Consider the following 17,078-nt stretch of genomic DNA (forward strand, 5'->3'; position numbering starts at 1 on the left):
TTCAACTTCTATGCTGCGCGGCATGGTGATGACCGTCAATCTTTGAGGACTTGTTCAATGACGTTTACTACGATGTTTTCCGCTGCCTTGCTGATTGGCGTAGGTGCCACGATGGTGATGGACCTGTGGGGGCTGTTGCTGAAGCGACTGGGTGTCGCCACGTTGAACTTCGCCATGGTTGGGCGTTGGGCGGGGCATTTGTTGCACGGGCGTGTGCGGCACCAGGCGATTGCCAAGGCCGAGCCGGTTCGGCATGAGCTGGCGTTGGGGTGGGGGATTCATTACGCCATCGGCGTGCTGTTCGCGATGCTGTTGGTCGTGATCGTGGGGGAGGGGTGGTTGCTGGCGCCTACATTGTTGCCTGCGCTGGTTGTCGGTGTGGTGACGGTCGTGGCGCCTTTGTGCTTCATGCAGCCGGCAATAGGCGCGGGGTTCTTTGCGTCGAGGACGCCGACGCCTGTGCGCAACTGCCTGAAGAGCTTGGCCACGCATTTTGTGTTTGGCGTGGGGATGTTCTTGAGTGCGGGTTTGCTGGCTTTGGCGTGAGGGCAGGGTGCTTGGTTAACGCGAGCGCACATTCAGCATGCCTGCTGACAGCACCACCAAGCTTGAGCTTGCAGTATAGATTGTGAATGCGCCGCACAATCCTGTGGGAGCGGGCATGCCCGCGAAGAGGGCAACTCGGTGGTAGGCACCGGCTTTGTCGGTGTTCGCGGGTTCACCCGCTCCCACAGCGGGCGTGCAAGCGTCGGGCGGGTTTGTCTTTCATCAGGTATGCGTGGCTCAGGGGCGAGCCACAGACATGGGTTCTTGGTTGCCCATCCCCCCATACCGCTGCACAATCCGCTCGATCTCCCCCGACTGCTTCATCTTCACCAGCGCCCGCAGCAGCCCTTGGGTCGGTATCGCCGGGTCGTTACGCACCATGCACCCCAGGTCCTGCTCCTCCAGCACCGCCAGCGCCTGCAGGCGCTGTTCCGCCGGCAAGCCCTGGTTGAACCACTGCAACGACAACTGGTTGCTTACCGCATGCCGATACCGCCCGGCCTGCAGCTTCTGTAGCACCAGCAACTGGTTGCGGCTGTCTTCACGGTGCAGTCGGCCCTGGTCAAGCAATGGTTGCAGGGTCGAATAGGTGTAGCCCAGCACCGTGCCGATCGCCTGGGGTGGCAGTTGTTGCGGAGATAGCGGGGGGCTGTCACCCGGGCGGCCGACCAGCAGGTCGCGCTGGTGAATCAGTGGAATGCTCCAGACAAAATTCTTCGGAGGGTCATCGAACCACTGGCTGCTGACATAGCAGCGCACGTCGATATCACCGTGGTCCATGGCCTCCTGCAAGCGCAGACGGGCCATCACATGGTACACAGGGCGTGCGCTCACCTCTTTGGCTAGCGCCTGCATCAGGTCGTACAGCAAACCTTCCACCGGCTGGTCGCTTTCGATGCGCACCAGCGGCATGCTCCAGCTTTCGGCGACAGAAAAACGCAACACGGGCTGTTCAGCCTGGCTGTAGGTGCTCCAGAGCAGCAACAGGGCCAGCAGTCTTCGCAAAGGCAATCCTCCCTGGATAGCGCGCCAGTATCAAAGCTTAGACGACTCGCGCAGGGTGCAATTTTGCCCCCGCTCCGCTAGCATTAGCGATCTTCCGCTCGATCAGGCTACGATGGTTTTTCGATGAGTTATCAGGTTCTTGCACGTAAATGGCGTCCGCGCTCGTTCCGCGAAATGGTCGGCCAGGCCCATGTGCTCAAGGCCTTGATCAATGCCTTGGACAACCAGCGCCTGCACCATGCCTACCTGTTCACCGGTACCCGGGGCGTGGGCAAGACCACCATCGCCCGCATCATCGCCAAGTGCCTGAACTGCGAAACCGGTATCACCTCCACACCCTGTGGCACCTGCTCGGTGTGTCGGGAGATCGACGAAGGCCGTTTCGTCGACCTGATCGAGATCGACGCCGCCAGCCGCACCAAGGTCGAGGACACCCGCGAACTGCTCGATAACGTGCAGTACGCGCCTAGTCGCGGGCGCTTCAAGGTCTACCTGATCGACGAAGTGCACATGCTCTCGACCCACTCGTTCAACGCCTTGCTCAAGACGCTGGAGGAGCCGCCGCCCTACGTCAAGTTCATCCTCGCCACCACCGACCCGCAGAAGTTGCCGGCCACCATCCTGTCGCGCTGCCTGCAGTTCTCGCTGAAGAACATGAGCCCGGAGCGGGTGGTCGAGCATCTCAGCCATGTCCTGGCCGCCGAGAACGTGCCGTTCGAGCCGGATGCCCTGTGGCTGCTTGGCCGCGCTGCCGATGGCTCGATGCGTGATGCCATGAGCCTGACCGACCAGGCCATCGCCTTTGGCGAAGGCAAGGTGCTGGCCGCCGATGTGCGGGCCATGCTCGGCAGCCTCGACCATGGTCAGGTCTACGGAGTGCTGCAGGCGCTGCTCGAAGGCGATGCCCGGGCCTTGCTGGAGGCCGTGCGCAACCTGGCCGAGCAGGGGCCGGACTGGGCTGGCGTGCTGGCCGAGATGCTCAATGTGCTGCACCGCGTGGCCATTGCCCAGGCGCTGCCGGAAGCAGTGGACAACGGCCAGGGCGACCGTGAGCGGGTGCTGGCGCTGGCTTCGGCATTGCCAGCCGAGGACGTGCAGTTCTATTACCAGATGGGCCTGATCGGCCGCCGTGACCTGCCACTGGCGCCGGATCCGCGTGGCGGTTTCGAAATGGTCCTGCTGCGCATGCTGGCGTTTCGCCCGGCCGACACCGACGACGCGCCGAAGCCGGTACTAAAGCCAGTGGGGATCAGCCAGGCCACAGCTGATCCTGCAAACCCGGTGGCAGCGCCGGCGGTTGCCGTGGCGCCGCCGGCCGCTGCTGTCGTGGAGCCTGATGCACCGGCTACCGCGCAACACGTGCAGGCCCCCGCACCGGTCGAACCGGCGCCACAGCCGGTTGTCGAGCCTGTGTTGGCAGCCGAGCCTGCCCCGGTTAGCGAACCTGAGCCAGAACCGGTTGATCTACCATGGGAAGAGCCCGCACCAGCGCCCGCACCGATAATGGCCGAGCCTGCGCCGGCTCCTGAGCCCACGCCGGCGCCTGCCACCCCGTCACACGACGACGAGCCGCCCTTCGACCCGTCCGCCTATGCTGCCGTGGGCATGGACCGCGACGATGAGCCGCCACTGGACGAAGACTATTACGGCGGCGAGAGCGACCCGGTCGGTTTCAGCTACCTGGACGAACTGGCCGAACATGTGCAGGAAGAAGCGCTCAAGCCGGCAGCCGAACCGCTGCCAGCGGCCAAGCCGGCCACTGGTCTGGCCCTGCAGTGGTTGGAATTGTTCCCACAGTTGCCTGTCTCCGGGATGACAGGCAACATCGCGGCAAACTGTACGTTGATTTCCGCCGATGGCGACGACTGGCTGCTGCACCTGGACCCTGGCCAGGGTGCGCTGTTCAACGCCACCCAGCAGCGGCGCCTGAACCAAGCGCTCAACCAGCACCTGGGGCGCACGCTTAATCTGCGTATCGAGCTGATCCTGCCCGAGCAGGAAACCCCGGCCCAGGCAGCGGCGCGCAAGCGTAGAGAGCGCCAGCACGAGGCTGTGGTATCGATCGAGCAGGATCCGTTGATCCAGCAGATGATCAAGCTGTTCGGCGCCAAGGTACGGCAGGATACTATTGAGCCTGTAGAAGCCCTGGCCAATCAGGGCCAGTAACGGATAACCATGCGGCCGGCCGCTGCCGGGCCGCATCACATGACCCAATCGAGGTATACCCCCATGATGAAAGGTGGCATGGCCGGCCTGATGAAGCAGGCCCAGCAGATGCAGGAAAAGATGCAGAAGATGCAGGAAGAGCTGGCCAACGCCGAAGTCACCGGCCAGTCCGGTGGTGGTTTGGTGAGCGTGGTGATGACCGGTCGTCACGACGTCAAGCGTGTCAGCATCGACCAGAGCCTGATGTCGACTGACGAGGACGACAAGGAAGTGCTGGAAGACCTGATCGCCGCTGCACTGAACGACGCCGTGCGCAAGGTCGAGCAGAACAGCCAGGAAAAGATGGGCAGCATGACCGCCGGCATGCAGTTGCCGCCGGGCTTCAAGATGCCGTTCTAAGGGCATTTGCGTTACCGAAAACCGCCGCTGACAACAGCGGCGGTTTTTTGTTGGTGAGATTTCAACCCTGGTGCGGTCTGTTTTTTTGTGGGAGCGGCCTTGTGTCGCGAAAGGGCTGCGCAGCAGCCCCGGCAATTCAAGCTGCGAAGCTGAAATCCCGGGGCCGCTGCGCGCCCCTTTCGCGACACAAGGCCGCTCCCACAAACAAGGCGGACCGCACAGGTCGTGGGGCGGATTTGACGCCATTGCCCCCCGCTGGGTATAAACCGCCTCTTATTTGTTTGTCAGGCCTTTCCCATGAGCTTCAGCCCTCTCATCCGCCAACTGATCGATGCCCTGCGTATTCTCCCGGGTGTCGGCCAGAAAACCGCCCAGCGCATGGCCCTGCAGCTGCTCGAGCGTGACCGCAGCGGTGGCCTGCGCCTGGCCCAGGCCTTGACCCAGGCCATGGAAGGGGTAGGGCATTGCCGCCAGTGCCGCACCCTGACCGAGCAGGAGCTGTGCCCGCAATGCGCCGACACGCGCCGTGATGATACCCAGCTGTGTGTGGTCGAAGGGCCGACTGATGTGTATGCGGTGGAGCAGACCGGCTACCGTGGCCGTTACTTCGTGCTCAAGGGCCACCTGTCGCCGCTGGACGGCCTGGGGCCGGAGGCGATCGGGATTCCGCAGCTGATGGCGCGGATCGAGGAGCAGGGTACCTTCACCGAGGTGATCCTGGCGACCAACCCGACGGTGGAAGGGGAGGCGACGGCGCATTACATTGCCCAGTTGCTGAGCGAGAAGGGCCTGGTGGCGTCGCGGATTGCCCATGGCGTGCCATTGGGCGGCGAGCTGGAGCTGGTGGATGGTGGGACCTTGGCCCATGCGTTTGCGGGGCGTCGGCCAATTTCGCTCTGATCGAGAATTGTTGGGGCCGCAAAGCGGCCCCAAATCCAACTCAGTACTCGCTGAGCGAAAACTCGGTCAGGCAGAAGGTCGGCACACCTGCAGCCTGCAAGCGGCGCGACCCGTCCAGCTCCGGCAGGTCGATGATCGCCGCCGCCTCGAATACCTGCGCCCCGGTCCGGCGCACCAGGTTGGCCGCTGCCAGCAGTGTACCGCCAGTAGCAATCAGGTCATCGAAGATCAACACCGAATCCCCTTCGCACAGGCTGTCGGCGTGCACTTCCAGGAAGGCTTCGCCGTACTCGGTCTGGTAGCCCTCGCTCAGCACGTCAGCCGGCAGCTTGCCCTGCTTGCGGAACAGGATCAGTGGCTTGTTCAGCTGGTGGGCGATGATCGAGCCGATCAGGAAGCCCCGCGCATCCATGGCACCGATATGGCTGAACTCGGCCTCGACATAGCGCTCGATGAACTGGTCGGCCACGTAGCGCAGCCCGCGCGGCGACTGGAACAGCGGGGTGATATCGCGGAAGATCACGCCTGGTTTGGGGAAGTCCACTACCGGGCGGATCAGGGCTTTGAGATCGAAGGCGTCGCTGTGCATTGTTGCGGGTATCCTGGGAAAACGAATGCCCAAGTATACCCGCTAAACGTCGGCCTCAGGCCTCGATTGCGCCACCGGCCAGCGCGCATAGCTGGATCGGGTCGAGGATGTGCACTTCCTTGCCTTCGGCACGGATCAGGCCGTTCTGCTGGAAGCGGGTGAACACCCGCGACACGGTTTCCACCGCCAGGCCCAGGTAGTTGCCGATTTCGTTGCGCGACATGCTCAGGCGGAACTGGTTGGCCGAATAGCCGCGAGCGCGGAAGCGCGCCGACAGGTTGACCAGGAAGGTGGCAATACGCTCGTCGGCGGTCTTTTTCGACAGCAGCAGCATCATTTGCTGGTCGTCACGGATTTCCCGGCTCATTACCCGCATCAGCTGGCGCCGTAGCTGCGGCAGTTGCACCGACAGCTCGTCGAGGCGCTCGAACGGTATTTCGCATACCGAGGTGGTTTCCTGGGCCTGGGCCGACACCGGATAAGCCTCGGTGTCCATGCCCGACAGGCCGACCAGTTCGCTGGGCAGGTGGAAGCCGGTGATCTGCTCTTCGCCACTGTCGCTAAGGCTGAAGGTTTTCAGGGCGCCGGAACGTACCGCGTAGACCGAACCGAAATTGTCACCCTGGCGGAACAGGAACTCGCCTTTTTTCAGCGGCCGCCCGCGTTTGACGATTTCGTCAAGTGCATCCATGTCTTCCAGGTTCAGCGACAGGGGCAGGCACAGGGGGGCCAGGCTGCAGTCCTTGCAATGGGCCTGGTTGTGTGGGCGCAGTTTGACTGGCTCGGACATTTTCATTCGATCCTTGTGGGAAAGCACACATAAGACGTAAGGGTAACTCACGGCGTAGGTTGTAGGCCAGCGTGCGCTGTTTCAGTGCGAGCTGGCCTGGCCCCGGCGGGTGTGCGCCGGGGCCCTCGCTGTGCCCATGGTGTGCCTGGCAAGGAAACTTGTCCATGCGGTTGAACGACTCGGTTTCAGATCACCCGCGAAAAGCGCTGGCGGTTGTGCATCGCCAGGTAGGCGTCGAACACCATGCATACCGAGCGCGCCAGCAGGCGGCCGGCCGGCAGGATGCGGATGCCTTTGTCGTCCAGGCGGATCAGGCCGTCGCGCTGCAAGGTCAGCAGTTCTGGCCAGAGGTCGTTGAAGTAGCCGCGAAAATCGATGGTGAAGGCCTGTTCGATCGGCTCGAAGTCCAGTTCGAAATGGCAGATCAGCTGCTGGATGACCGCCCGGCGTATGCGATCGTCGTGGTTGCACAGCAGGCCGCGCTGGGTGGCCAGCTGGGCGTTGGACAAGCTGTCCTGATAGGTGTTGAGGTCGCTGCTGTTCTGGCAGTACAGGTCGCCGATCTGGCTGATGGCCGACACGCCCATGCCAATCAGGTCGCAGTGCCCGTGGGTGGTATAGCCCTGGAAGTTGCGCTGCAGGGTGCCTTCTTCCTGGGCGATGGCCAGCTCGTCGTCGGGCAGGGCGAAGTGGTCCATGCCAATGTAGCGGTAGCCGGCTGCCGTCAGCTGGTCGATGGTGGCGTGCAGCATCTCCAGCTTGGCGGCCGCGCTGGGCAGGTCGTTGCTGTCGATGCGCCGCTGCGGCATGAAACGCTCGGGCAGGTGGGCGTAGTTGAATACCGACAGGCGGTCGGGTTGCAGGCGGATCACTTCTTCGACGGTACGGGCAAAGCCTTCCGGGGTTTGCTTGGGCAGGCCGTAGATCAGGTCGAGGTTGACCGAGCGGAACTGCAAGGTGCGCGCGGCCTCGATCAGGGTGCGGGTCTGCTCCAGGCTTTGCAGGCGGTTGACCGCGCGCTGCACCGCCGGGTCGAGGTCCTGCACGCCCAGGCTGACGCGGTTGAAGCCCAGCTCGCGGAGCAGGCCCATGGTCGACCAGTCGGCCTCGCGCGGGTCGATCTCGATACCGTAGTCGCCGGAGTCGTCGTCCAGCAGATGGAAGTGCCGGCGCAGGGTGGCCATCAGCTGGCGCAGTTCCACATGGCTGAGAAAGGTCGGTGTACCGCCGCCGAAATGTAGCTGTTCAACACGCTGTTTAGAGTCGAGGTGGCAGGCGATCAGCTGGATTTCCTGCTCCAGGCGCTGCAGGTAGGGCGCGGCGCGGCCGCGGTCCTTGGTGATGACCTTGTTGCAGGCGCAGTAGTAGCAGATGTTGGCGCAGAATGGCACGTGCACGTACAGCGACAGCGGCCGCACAGCCCGACGGCTCTCGCGCAGGGCGTGGAGCAGGTCGAACGAGCCCACTTCACTGTGCAGTTGCACGGCGGTCGGGTAAGAGGTGTAGCGTGGTCCGGCCAGATCGTAGCGGCGGATCAGGTCGGTATCCCAACGTAGGTCGTCGAGCATGAGGGCGGTCCCCGGAAAGAGCAGCAGTGCCCGGAGTCTATGGCCGTCTGTAGGAATCTGTGTTGATTTGTATCAAGGGCATTGGGGCTGCTCTGCAGCCCTTCGCGGGCTTGCCCGCGAAGGGTCGCCAAGCGGCCCCCATCAATGCCCCATCAGCCAATGCTGGTGTGGCCCAGGTAGGGTCCAGGCGCCAAACAGCATCACCAGCACGCCACCCGCCACCCGCACACCGCGCCGCTTCAACAACCTGTTTACTCGTTCTGCCGCCAGCCCGGTAGCCAGCAACACCGGCCAGGTCCCCACGCCGAACGCCAGCATCAGCGCCGCGCTGTACCCGGCATTGCCCTGGCTGGCCGCCCACAGCAAGGTGCTGTACACCAATCCGCACGGCAGCCACCCCCACAAAGCCCCCAGCAGCAACGCCCGAGGCATGCTGGACACCGGTAGCAAACGCGACGCCACCGGCTGGATATGCCGCCACAGTCCCCGGCCCAGCGTCTCGATGCGGGTGAGCCCGCTCCACCAGCCGGCCAGGTAAAGCCCCATGGCAATCAACAACAGCGCTGCCACCACGCGCAGCCCCAGAGCTGCCGGGCTGCTGGCCACGGCCCAGCCGGCCAGGCCCAGCAACAGGCCGGCACAGGCATAACTGAGAATGCGCCCAAGGTTATACGCCAGCAGCAGGCGCAAGCGCCGGCCACGTTGTTCGGGCGGTATGGCAAGGGTCAGCGCACCCATCAGGCCGCCGCACATGCCCAGGCAGTGGCCGCCGCCGAGCAGGCCGAGGATCAACGCCGAGCCCAGCAGGGGCAGCAGGTCAGGCACGGGGCGGGGGTTCCTTGTCGGTGTCGGCCTGGCTGTCGTCAGGCTTCACCGCCGCCTGGTGGCGCGGGTCCTGATCGTCGAACAGGATGCTGTGGGCAGGGCTTTCCAAATCGTCGTACTGGCCGCTGTCCACTGCCCAGAAGAAGATGTACACGGCCACGCCGACCAGCAGCAGGGCCGCAGGGATCATGACATAGAGGGCGGGCATGGTGACTTCCTCCCGGGCAAGGGCGCTTCATTCGTTGGCAAACCCGATGCCAAGGGCAGGCGGGTCAGGCGCAGGGCATTGAGCACCACGATCAGCGAACTGACCGACATGCCAATGGCTGCCCATACCGGGGTGATCCAGCCGAGCGCGGCGAACGGCAACATCAGGCCATTATACAGGGTTGCCCACAGCAGGTTCTCGAGGATGTTGCGTCGGGTGCGGCGGGCCAGCTCGAAGGCCTGTACCAGCGCCTGCAGGCGGTTGGACAGCAGCACGGCGTCGGCACTGGTTTTGGCCAGGTCGGTGGCGCTGCCCATGGCGATGCTGATGTCGGCGGCGGCCAGCACCGGCACGTCGTTGACCCCGTCACCCAGCATCAGCACCTTGCGGCCGGCCGCCTGCAGCGCCTTCAGCCGGTCCAGCTTGTCATCCGGGCGCAGGCCGCCGATGGCCTGGTCGATGCCCAGCTGCGCGGCCACTTCGGCAACCATTGGCGAGCTGTCGCCTGACAGCAGCAGCGTGCGCCAGCCATGGGCCTTGCAGGCCGCCAGCAGGGCAGGGGCATCGTCGCGCAGGCGGTCGTCCAGGCCGAACCAGGCCAGGGGCCCCTGGCAGTCGCCGAGCAGTAGCCACTGGCCGCGCGGCTCCGGCACCCCAGGGATTTCCGTGCCGCTCAGGGCGCAGACGAAGGCGGCCTGGCCAATGCGCAGGCGTTGGCTTTCGACCAGCCCCTCCAGGCCCAGGCCCGGTACGGTCTGCACATCGTCGGCGGGTGTGGCGGTGCGGCCGAAGGCACGGGCGATGGGGTGTTCGGACCGGTTTTCCAGTGCCGCGGCCAAGGCCAGGCAGCGGTCGGCAGGCAGGCTGCCGAGTGGGCGGATGCTGCGCAAGGTCAGGCGGCCTTCGGTCAGCGTGCCGGTTTTGTCGAAAATCACTGTGTCGATCTGGTTCAGGCCCTCCAGCACATGACCACGAGTCACCAGCAGGCCGAGCTTGTGCAAGGTGCCGGTGGCTGCAGTAAGCGCCGTTGGCGTGGCCAGGGAAAGTGCGCAAGGGCAGGTCGCTACCAGCATGGCCAGTACGATCCAGAACGCCCGCGCCGGGTCCAGGTGCCACCACCAAAGGCCGATGGCGACGGCGGCCAGCAGCGAGAACAGCAGGAACCACTGCGAGGCCTGGTCGGCGATTTCGGCCAAGCGTGGTTTTTCGGTCTGGGCGCGCTCCAGCAGGCGGACGATGGCCGACAGCCGCGAGTCGTGGCCGAGGGCTTCGACTTCCACGTTCAGGGTGCTTTCGACATTCAGGGTACCGCCAGTAACCCGCTCGCCAACCCGGCGCGGTTGCGGCAGATATTCACCGGTCAGCAACGATTCATCGACGCTGGAGTGGCCTTCGACGATGCGCCCATCGGCGGGGATTACCGCGCCTGGCAGCACCTGCACCGTGTCACCGCACTGCAGTTCGCTTAGCAGGATACGCTCGCTGCGGCCGAGGACGTCCAGGCGCAGGCACGAGGCCGGCAGCAGGTTGACCAGTTGCGCAGTGGCCGCGGCGGTGCGTTCGCGGGCGCGGCGTTCCAGGTAGCGGCCAGTGAGCAGGAACAGCGCGAACATGCCCACTGTGTCGAAATACAGCTCGCCGCTGCCGGTGATGGCGGTCCAGATGCCGGCGCCGAAGGCCAGGCCAATGGCCAGCGACACCGAAACGTCCATGGTCAGGTGGCGGGTACGCAGGTCGCGTGCCGCGCCCTTGAAGAACGGTGCGCAGCTGTAGAACACGATGGGAATGGTGAGGAACAGCGCCACCCAGCGCAGGATGGTGTGCAGTTCGGGCGACAGGTCGATGTTGAATTCTGGCCAGGTAGCCATGGTTGCCATCATCGCCTGGAACCACAGCAGCCCGGCTACGCCCAGGCGGCGCAGGGCGCTGCGGTTCTCGCGGGCCAGTTGCTCGGCGGCCTGGTCGGGCTGGTAGGGGTGGGCGGCGTAGCCGATCTGGCGCAGCTCGGCGAGCAGGCGCGAGAGCGGCAGTTGCTTGTCATCCCAGTTCAGCAGCAGGCGGTGGTTGGACAGGTTCAGGCGCGCCTCGGCGACGCCGGGCAGGTTGCGCAGGTGCTTTTCGATCAGCCAGCCGCAGGCGGCGCAGCTGATGCCTTCGACCAGCAGGGTGGTTTCGGCCAGATTGCCCGCATGACGTACGAAGGTTTGCTGTACGTCGCTGCGGTCGTAGAGGGCCAGCTCGTCCTGCAGCTGTTTGGGCAGGGCCTCGGGGTTGGCACTGTTGTCGCTACGGTGCTGGTAATAGTGCTCCAGGCCACCGGCGACGATCGACTCGGCCACCGCCTGGCAGCCAGGGCAGCAGAACTGCCGGGGCTCGCCGAGGACCACAGCGGTGAAGCGGCTGCCAGCGGGTACGGGCAGGGCGCAGTGGTAGCAGGGGGTGGGCTGGGTCATCACATCATTGCCTTAAACAAATCGGCTGGGTTGGGCGCGGCACCTGTGGGAGCGGGTAAACCCGCTCCTACAAGGAGCGGCGGAGGTGCGATTATTGGTGCTCGGCACCTTGCAGTGCTTCATCACCCAGCTGCAAGGTCACACCATGCTCGACCTTTTCCTCCTCGAACAAGCGCCACACCTGGCCGCCTTCGCTACCCAGCAGCTCGACGAAGCGCCGCCCGTCGACCTTGTCTTCCAGCTGCCCCACATAACGCCCGGCTTCGACCCTGCTCAGCAGTACCTTGCGGTCTTTCTCCGGCTGGGTCGGCGAAATCAGGTTCAGCTCCAGGCTTTGCGGGTCGCTGTTGCCGGCCAGGCGCACGTCCACTTCGCCGGTCAGCTCGTCCAGGTGCACGCCGGCCTTCAGGCCCAGGTTCTGTGCCAGCAGTTCTCGGTCCAGCGAGCGGTTGATGCCCTTGCCAGCCTCGTAGTAGTTGTCGTTCACCAGGTTGTCCGGGTTGTGCACGGCGATGCTGACCATGGTCAGGCTCAGGCACACCGAGGTGGCGAGGATGCCGATGATGATCCAGGGCCAGAGGTGCTTGTACCAGGGGCTGGCGGCGGTGGCAGGCATTGGTGGTTATCTCTCTCAGCGGATCTGTGGGCCGATGAAACGGCTCTTGGCTTCAACCTGGGCGTCGCTGTCATCGGCGCTCTTGAGGATGAAGGTGATTTCGTTGGTGGTCGACGGCAGTTTCTCGGGTGCGATCGACAGTTGCACCGGCAGGCTGACGATATCACCAGCGTCCACGCGGATCTCGCGCTGGCCTTCAAGCTTCAGGTCCGGCAGGCCGGTGGCGTCCAGCACGTAGACGTGGTCACGCTGGTCTTTGTTCATCACCTTCAGGCTGTACACGTTCTCGATCCGGCCCTGGGCGTTCTCGCGGTACAGCACACGGTCCTTGCTGACGTCGAAACCGACCAGCGAACGGGTAGCGAAGGCGGTGGCCAGGCCGACCATCATCACCAGCAGCACCACGGCATAGCCGATCAGGCGCGGGCGCAGCATGTGGGTCTTCTGCCCGGACAGGTTGTGTTCGGTGGTGTAGCTGATCAGCCCTTTGGGGTAGTTCATCTTGTCCATGATGTTGTCACAGGCGTCGATGCACGCGGCGCAGCCGATGCACTCGATCTGCAGGCCGTCACGGATGTCGATGCCGGTGGGGCAGACCTGCACGCACATGGTGCAGTCGATGCAGTCGCCCAGGCCCGCAGCCTTGTAGTCCATGTCCTTTTTGCGCGGGCCGCGGGTTTCGCCACGACGCGGGTCGTAGGAAACGATCAGCGTGTCCTTGTCGAACATCACGCTCTGGAAGCGTGCGTAGGGGCACATGTACACGCATACCTGCTCGCGCAACCAGCCGGCATTGCCGTAGGTGGCGAGGGTGAAGAAGCCGACCCAGAAGTAGGCCCAGCCGTCAGCTTCGCCTGTGAAGAATTCGGTGGCCAGTTCACGGATCGGCGAGAAATAGCCGACGAAGGTCATGCCGGTGACGAAACCGATCAGCAGCCACAGGCTGTGCTTGGCGAACTTGCGCAGGAACTTGTTGCCACTCATGGGGGCTTTGTCGAGCTTCATGCGCTGGTTGCGATCGCCCTCGGTGACCTTTTCGCACCACATGAAAATCCATGTCCACACGCTTTGCGGGCAGGTGTAGCCGCACCACACCCGCCCGGCGAATACGGTGATGAAGAACAGACCGAAGGCGGCAACGATGAGGATGCCCGAGAGCAGGATGAAGTCTTGCGGCCAGATGGTGGCGCCGAAGATGTAGAACTTGCGCTCGGGCAGGTTCCACCACACGGCCTGGTGGCCGCCCCAGTTCAGCCATACGGTGCCGAAGTAGAGCAGGAACAGCACTGCCCCGCCGACCATGCGCAAGCGTCGGAACAAACCGGTGAAGGCGCGGGTGTAGATCTTTTCCCGGGAGGCGTAGAGGTCGACGGAATCCTTCCCTTTGTTGGCAGGCGGGGTGACGTCATGTACCGGAATTTGCTTGCTCATCATCAAGTCCCACGGCAGTGGAAAAACGCCGCGGCCAGTGCATGCCGGCCGCAGTCTCGCGCAATCTGCTAGCGCTCTGCGGCCCATGATACGCCGCTGATGGCAGTACGGGGTCGAGCTGCGACCTTTAGTCGCGTTGGGTTCGTGGTATGAATCGTGTTATGGCGGGTGTCAATTGATCCAGGTCATGGGGCCTGCAACAAATGTGTTTTCAGTACCGGCCTCTTCGCGGGTGAACCCGCTCCCACAGGGACCGCACAGATCCTGACGCGAGCGCAGTACCTGTGGGAGCGGGTTTACCCGCGAAGAGGCCGGGCCTGCCTTACTCGGCCTTGGCCGGTTCGGCCTGCTGCGACAGGCTGTAAACATACGCCGCCAGCAGGTGCACCTTGTCATTTCCCTGCAACTGCTCCTGGGCCGGCATCTGCCCTTGGCGGCCATAGCGGATGGTCTGCTGCAGTTGCGCAAAGCTCGAACCGTAGATGAACGCCTGCGGATGAGTCAGGTTCGGCGCACCCATGGCCGGCGTACCCTTGCCCTCAGGCCCATGGCAGGCCACGCAGTTGGCGGCGAAGATCTTCTGCCCGTTCTCGGCATCGGCCTTCACGCCCTCTGGCAGGGTACGGCCATCGAGTTTGCTGACCACGAACGCGGCCACATCGGCCACGCCCTGGTCACCGATCACCTCGGCCCAGGCCGGCATCACGCCGTGGCGACCGCCCATGATGGTGGCCTTGATGGTGTCCGGCTCGCCGCCCCAGCGCCAGTCGTTGTCGGTGAGGTTAGGGAAGCCGAAGGCACCCTTGGCATCGGAGCCGTGGCACACCGAGCAGTTGGAGGCGAACAGCCGAGCGCCCATCTTCAGTGCCTGCGGGTCCTTGGCCACCTCGGTGATGGGCATGGCGGCGAATTTGGCGAAGATCGGCCCGAAGCGGGCGTCGGCCTTGGCCATTTCCTTTTCCCACTCGTGCACGCCGGTCCAGCCCGGCTGGCCGTTGGAGAACTCGGTCTGCTTGTCGTTATCCAGGTACGAGTAGCCCGGCAGGACGCCTTTCCAGTTGCCCAGGCCCGGGTACAGCACCAGGTAGCCGAGGGCGAAGATGATGGTGCCGACGAACAGCCAGAACCACCATTTCGGCAGCGGGTTGTCGTATTCCTCAATGCCATCGAAGGCATGCCCGACAGTTTCATCGGTAACCTCTTCGCGCTGGCCCTTGCGGGTCGACAGCAGCAGCCAGGTCAACGAGAAGATGGTGCCCAGGGTCAGGACGGTAACGTACAGACTCCAGAAGGTTGTCATTGTTTTTTGCTCCCAGAAGCTTTTGCTTGCTCGACGTGCCTGCTAGCCTCGGGGTCATCCGCGAAGGGCAGTTGGGTGGCTTCGTCGAAGTCCTTTTTACGCCGTGGGTTGAACACCCACAGCGCCAGGCCCACGAAGGCCACCATCACCACGACGGTGCCCAGGCCGCGAATCATCCCGATATCCATCAGCGTCACCGTTTGCTCTTGATGATGGTGCCAAGACCCTGCAGGTACGCGACGATGGCGTCCATTTCGGTCTTGCCCTTGACAGCAATGCGGGCCCCTGCGATGTCGGCGTCGGTGTATGGCACGCCGAGGGTGCGCAGTACTTCCATCTTCTTCGCGGTGTCCTTGCCGTCGAGCTTGTGCTCGACCAGCCACGGGTACGACGGCATCTTCGATTCCGGTACCACGTTGCGCGGGTTGTACAGGTGCGCACGGTGCCAGTCATCGGAGTAGCGGCCACCGACCCGGGCCAGGTCCGGCCCGGTACGCTTGGAGCCCCACAGGAACGGGTGGTCCCACACGCTTTCACCGGCCACCGAGTAGTGGCCATAGCGCTCGGTTTCGGCGCGGAACGGGCGGATCATCTGCGAGTGGCAGCCCACGCAGCCTTCGCGGATGTAGATATCGCGGCCTTCCAGTTCCAGCGCGGTGCGCGGCTTCATGCCTTCCACGGGCTTGTTGGTGACGTCCTGGAAAAACAGCGGGACGATCTGGGTCAGGCCACCGACGCTCACGGCGATGACCATGAAGAAGGCCAGCAGGCCTATGTTCTTCTCGACGGCTTCATGCTTCATCAGTGCGCTCCCACGACGACGATCTTGGCGGCTTCCTCGGCCTGTGCCGGGTTGGCGGCACGTACGGTACGGAACACGTTGTAGGCCATCAGCAGCATGCCGGTGGCGAAGAACGCACCGCCCAGGGCGCGGACGATATAGCCAGGGTGGCTTGCCTGCAGGGCTTCGACGAAGGAGTAGGTGAGGGTGCCGTCATCGTTGATGGCGCGCCACATCAGGCCCTGGGTGATGCCGTTTACCCACATCGAGGCGATGTACAGCACGGTACCGATGGTGGCCAGCCAGAAGTGCGCGTTGATCAGGCCGACACTGTGCATCTGCTCGCGACCGTAGAGTTTCGGGATCATGTGGTACACGGCGCCGATCGAGATCATCGCCACCCAGCCGAGGGCGCCGGCGTGGACGTGGCCGATGGTCCAGTCGGTGTAGTGCGACAGCGAGTTCACGGTCTTGATGGCCATCATCGGGCCTTCGAAGGTGGACATGCCGTAGAACGCCAGCGACACCACCAGGAAGCGCAGGATCGGGTCGGTGCGCAGTTTGTGCCAGGCACCGGACAGGGTCATCATGCCGTTGATCATGCCGCCCCAGCTGGGTGCCAGCAGGATGATCGACATCACCATGCCCAGCGACTGTGCCCAGTCAGGCAGGGCGGTGTAGTGCAGGTGGTGCGGGCCGGCCCAGATGTACAGGGTGATCAGTGCCCAGAAGTGCACGATCGACAGGCGATACGAGTAGATCGGGCGTTCGGCCTGCTTGGGTACGAAGTAGTACATCATCCCCAGGAAGCCGGTGGTGAGGAAGAAGCCCACGGCGTTGTGGCCGTACCACCACTGGATCATCGCGTCGGTGGCGCCGGAATAAGCCGAGTACGACTTGAACAGGCTTACCGGCAGCGAGATGTGGTTGACGATGTGCAGCATCGCGGTAACCACGATGAAGGCGCCGTAGAACCAGTTGCCGACATAGATGTGCTTGGTCTTGCGCTTGACGATGGTGCCGAAGAACACCAGCCCGTAGGTGACCCAGACGATGGCCAGCAGGATCGCCAGCGGCCACTCGAGCTCGGCGTATTCCTTGGTGGTGGTGTAGCCCATCGGCAGGGTGATCAGCGCCCCGACGATCACCGCCTGCCACCCCCAGAAGGTGAAGGCGGCCATGCTGTCGGAGATCAGCCGGGTCTGGCAGGTGCGCTGCACCACGTAGTAGCTGGTGCCGAACAGCGCACAGCCCCCGAAGGCGAAGATCACCAGGTTGGTGTGCAGCGGGCGCAGGCGGCCGAAACTGGTCCAGGGCAGGTCCAGGTTCAGTTGCGGCCATACCAGCTGCGAGGCGATGAAGACGCCGAGGCCCATGCCAAGGATCCCCCAGACCACCGTCATGATGGCGAACTGGCGGACGACCTTATAGTTATAAGCAGTCGGACTGATTGCTGTGCTCATTGCTAAGGTTCCACGGTTTTGATGTTCTTGTTGGTCGA

Annotated in this window: 17 protein-coding genes; 4 read left to right on the forward strand and 13 right to left on the reverse strand. The window is 63.8% G+C overall.

Going from position 1 to position 17,078, the window contains the following annotated elements; genetic code table 11:
* Positions 1-57 precede the first annotated feature (57 nt).
* Positions 58-546, forward strand: a complete 489-nt coding sequence (locus tag CAY82_RS02950) for a DUF2938 domain-containing protein (protein WP_087499877.1) — start codon at positions 58-60, stop codon at positions 544-546.
* Between the two features lie 237 nt (positions 547-783).
* Here CAY82_RS02950 and CAY82_RS02960 read toward each other — a convergent pair whose 3' ends face one another.
* On the reverse strand, positions 784-1,551 hold the full coding sequence (locus CAY82_RS02960) for an ABC transporter substrate-binding protein (protein ID WP_087499878.1): 768 nt from the start codon (positions 1,549-1,551) through the stop codon (positions 784-786).
* 123 nt (positions 1,552-1,674) lie between these two features.
* Here CAY82_RS02960 and dnaX point away from each other — a divergent pair, with 123 nt between their 5' ends.
* From dnaX to recR, 3 genes are all read left to right on the forward strand, one after another.
* Complete coding sequence (gene dnaX, locus CAY82_RS02965) at positions 1,675-3,717, forward strand: DNA polymerase III subunit gamma/tau (RefSeq protein WP_087499879.1); 2,043 nt, start codon at positions 1,675-1,677, stop codon at positions 3,715-3,717.
* 63 nt (positions 3,718-3,780) lie between these two features.
* Positions 3,781-4,116 (forward strand): YbaB/EbfC family nucleoid-associated protein, encoded by a 336-nt coding sequence (locus CAY82_RS02970; RefSeq protein ID WP_087499880.1) that lies wholly within the window; start codon positions 3,781-3,783, stop codon positions 4,114-4,116.
* A 297-nt stretch (positions 4,117-4,413) separates the two neighbouring features.
* On the forward strand, positions 4,414-5,016 hold the full coding sequence (recR, locus tag CAY82_RS02980; protein WP_003259670.1) for a recombination mediator RecR: 603 nt from the start codon (positions 4,414-4,416) through the stop codon (positions 5,014-5,016).
* A 40-nt stretch (positions 5,017-5,056) separates the two neighbouring features.
* On the opposite strand, the gene CAY82_RS02985 is transcribed toward recR, so the two are convergent.
* The 12 genes from CAY82_RS02985 to ccoN form a co-directional block, all read right to left on the reverse strand.
* On the reverse strand, positions 5,057-5,605 hold the full coding sequence (locus CAY82_RS02985; protein ID WP_009683910.1) for an adenine phosphoribosyltransferase: 549 nt from the start codon (positions 5,603-5,605) through the stop codon (positions 5,057-5,059).
* A 55-nt stretch (positions 5,606-5,660) separates the two neighbouring features.
* Positions 5,661-6,395: a Crp/Fnr family transcriptional regulator FnrA gene (gene fnrA / locus CAY82_RS02990; RefSeq protein WP_016711709.1), complete on the reverse strand. Its 735-nt coding sequence runs from the start codon at positions 6,393-6,395 to the stop codon at positions 5,661-5,663.
* Positions 6,396-6,580: 185 nt separating this feature from the next.
* Complete coding sequence (gene hemN, locus CAY82_RS02995; RefSeq protein WP_087499882.1) at positions 6,581-7,963, reverse strand: oxygen-independent coproporphyrinogen III oxidase; 1,383 nt, start codon at positions 7,961-7,963, stop codon at positions 6,581-6,583.
* 141 nt (positions 7,964-8,104) lie between these two features.
* The gene (locus tag CAY82_RS03000) at positions 8,105-8,788 is read right to left on the reverse strand and encodes a sulfite exporter TauE/SafE family protein (RefSeq protein ID WP_087499883.1); all 684 of its coding nucleotides are present in this window, start codon (positions 8,786-8,788) and stop codon (positions 8,105-8,107) included.
* Positions 8,781-8,996, reverse strand: a complete 216-nt coding sequence (ccoS, locus tag CAY82_RS03005) for a cbb3-type cytochrome oxidase assembly protein CcoS (RefSeq protein ID WP_087499884.1) — start codon at positions 8,994-8,996, stop codon at positions 8,781-8,783. The genes CAY82_RS03000 and ccoS overlap by 8 nt, the downstream gene beginning before the upstream one ends.
* Complete coding sequence (locus CAY82_RS03010) at positions 8,975-11,449, reverse strand: heavy metal translocating P-type ATPase (protein WP_087499885.1); 2,475 nt, start codon at positions 11,447-11,449, stop codon at positions 8,975-8,977. Before CAY82_RS03010 ends, ccoS begins: the two co-directional genes overlap by 22 nt.
* A gap of 91 nt (positions 11,450-11,540) precedes the next feature.
* On the reverse strand, positions 11,541-12,065 hold the full coding sequence (locus tag CAY82_RS03015) for a FixH family protein (RefSeq protein ID WP_087499886.1): 525 nt from the start codon (positions 12,063-12,065) through the stop codon (positions 11,541-11,543).
* 15 nt (positions 12,066-12,080) lie between these two features.
* Positions 12,081-13,496 carry a cytochrome c oxidase accessory protein CcoG gene (gene ccoG, locus CAY82_RS03020; RefSeq protein WP_087499887.1) on the reverse strand — a complete coding sequence of 472 codons (1,416 nt, stop codon included), beginning with the start codon at positions 13,494-13,496 and terminating at the stop codon, positions 12,081-12,083.
* A gap of 322 nt (positions 13,497-13,818) precedes the next feature.
* A complete protein-coding gene (ccoP, locus tag CAY82_RS03025; RefSeq protein ID WP_087499888.1) occupies positions 13,819-14,796 on the reverse strand; it encodes a cytochrome-c oxidase, cbb3-type subunit III in 978 nt (325 codons plus the stop codon).
* A complete protein-coding gene (locus CAY82_RS03030; RefSeq protein WP_003259925.1) occupies positions 14,793-14,984 on the reverse strand; it encodes a CcoQ/FixQ family Cbb3-type cytochrome c oxidase assembly chaperone in 192 nt (63 codons plus the stop codon). Before CAY82_RS03030 ends, ccoP begins: the two co-directional genes overlap by 4 nt.
* Positions 14,985-14,989: 5 nt before the next feature.
* Entirely contained in the window at positions 14,990-15,598 is a 609-nt protein-coding gene (gene ccoO, locus CAY82_RS03035; RefSeq protein ID WP_087499889.1) for a cytochrome-c oxidase, cbb3-type subunit II, read from the reverse strand.
* The gene (gene ccoN / locus CAY82_RS03040) at positions 15,598-17,040 is read right to left on the reverse strand and encodes a cytochrome-c oxidase, cbb3-type subunit I (protein ID WP_087499890.1); all 1,443 of its coding nucleotides are present in this window, start codon (positions 17,038-17,040) and stop codon (positions 15,598-15,600) included. The genes ccoO and ccoN overlap by 1 nt, the downstream gene beginning before the upstream one ends.
* Positions 17,041-17,078 lie beyond the last annotated feature (38 nt).

Source organism: Pseudomonas sp. SID14000, assembly GCF_002165135.1.
Taxonomy (GTDB): domain Bacteria; phylum Pseudomonadota; class Gammaproteobacteria; order Pseudomonadales; family Pseudomonadaceae; genus Aquipseudomonas.

Coding starts and splice junctions, on each gene's coding strand:
- recR (WP_003259670.1), top strand. CDS start 4,414: ATGAGCTTCAGCCCTCTCATCCGCCAACTGATCGATGCCCTGCGTATT.
- CAY82_RS03010 (WP_087499885.1), bottom strand. CDS start 11,449: ATGACCCAGCCCACCCCCTGCTACCACTGCGCCCTGCCCGTACCCGCT.
- ccoS (WP_087499884.1), bottom strand. CDS start 8,996: ATGCCCGCCCTCTATGTCATGATCCCTGCGGCCCTGCTGCTGGTCGGC.
- CAY82_RS03015 (WP_087499886.1), bottom strand. CDS start 12,065: ATGCCTGCCACCGCCGCCAGCCCCTGGTACAAGCACCTCTGGCCCTGG.
- dnaX (WP_087499879.1), top strand. CDS start 1,675: ATGAGTTATCAGGTTCTTGCACGTAAATGGCGTCCGCGCTCGTTCCGC.
- hemN (WP_087499882.1), bottom strand. CDS start 7,963: ATGCTCGACGACCTACGTTGGGATACCGACCTGATCCGCCGCTACGAT.
- CAY82_RS02970 (WP_087499880.1), top strand. CDS start 3,781: ATGATGAAAGGTGGCATGGCCGGCCTGATGAAGCAGGCCCAGCAGATG.
- CAY82_RS02985 (WP_009683910.1), bottom strand. CDS start 5,605: ATGCACAGCGACGCCTTCGATCTCAAAGCCCTGATCCGCCCGGTAGTG.
- fnrA (WP_016711709.1), bottom strand. CDS start 6,395: ATGTCCGAGCCAGTCAAACTGCGCCCACACAACCAGGCCCATTGCAAG.
- ccoO (WP_087499889.1), bottom strand. CDS start 15,598: ATGAAGCATGAAGCCGTCGAGAAGAACATAGGCCTGCTGGCCTTCTTC.
- CAY82_RS02950 (WP_087499877.1), top strand. CDS start 58: ATGACGTTTACTACGATGTTTTCCGCTGCCTTGCTGATTGGCGTAGGT.
- ccoP (WP_087499888.1), bottom strand. CDS start 14,796: ATGACAACCTTCTGGAGTCTGTACGTTACCGTCCTGACCCTGGGCACC.
- ccoG (WP_087499887.1), bottom strand. CDS start 13,496: ATGAGCAAGCAAATTCCGGTACATGACGTCACCCCGCCTGCCAACAAA.
- ccoN (WP_087499890.1), bottom strand. CDS start 17,040: ATGAGCACAGCAATCAGTCCGACTGCTTATAACTATAAGGTCGTCCGC.
- CAY82_RS03030 (WP_003259925.1), bottom strand. CDS start 14,984: ATGGATATCGGGATGATTCGCGGCCTGGGCACCGTCGTGGTGATGGTG.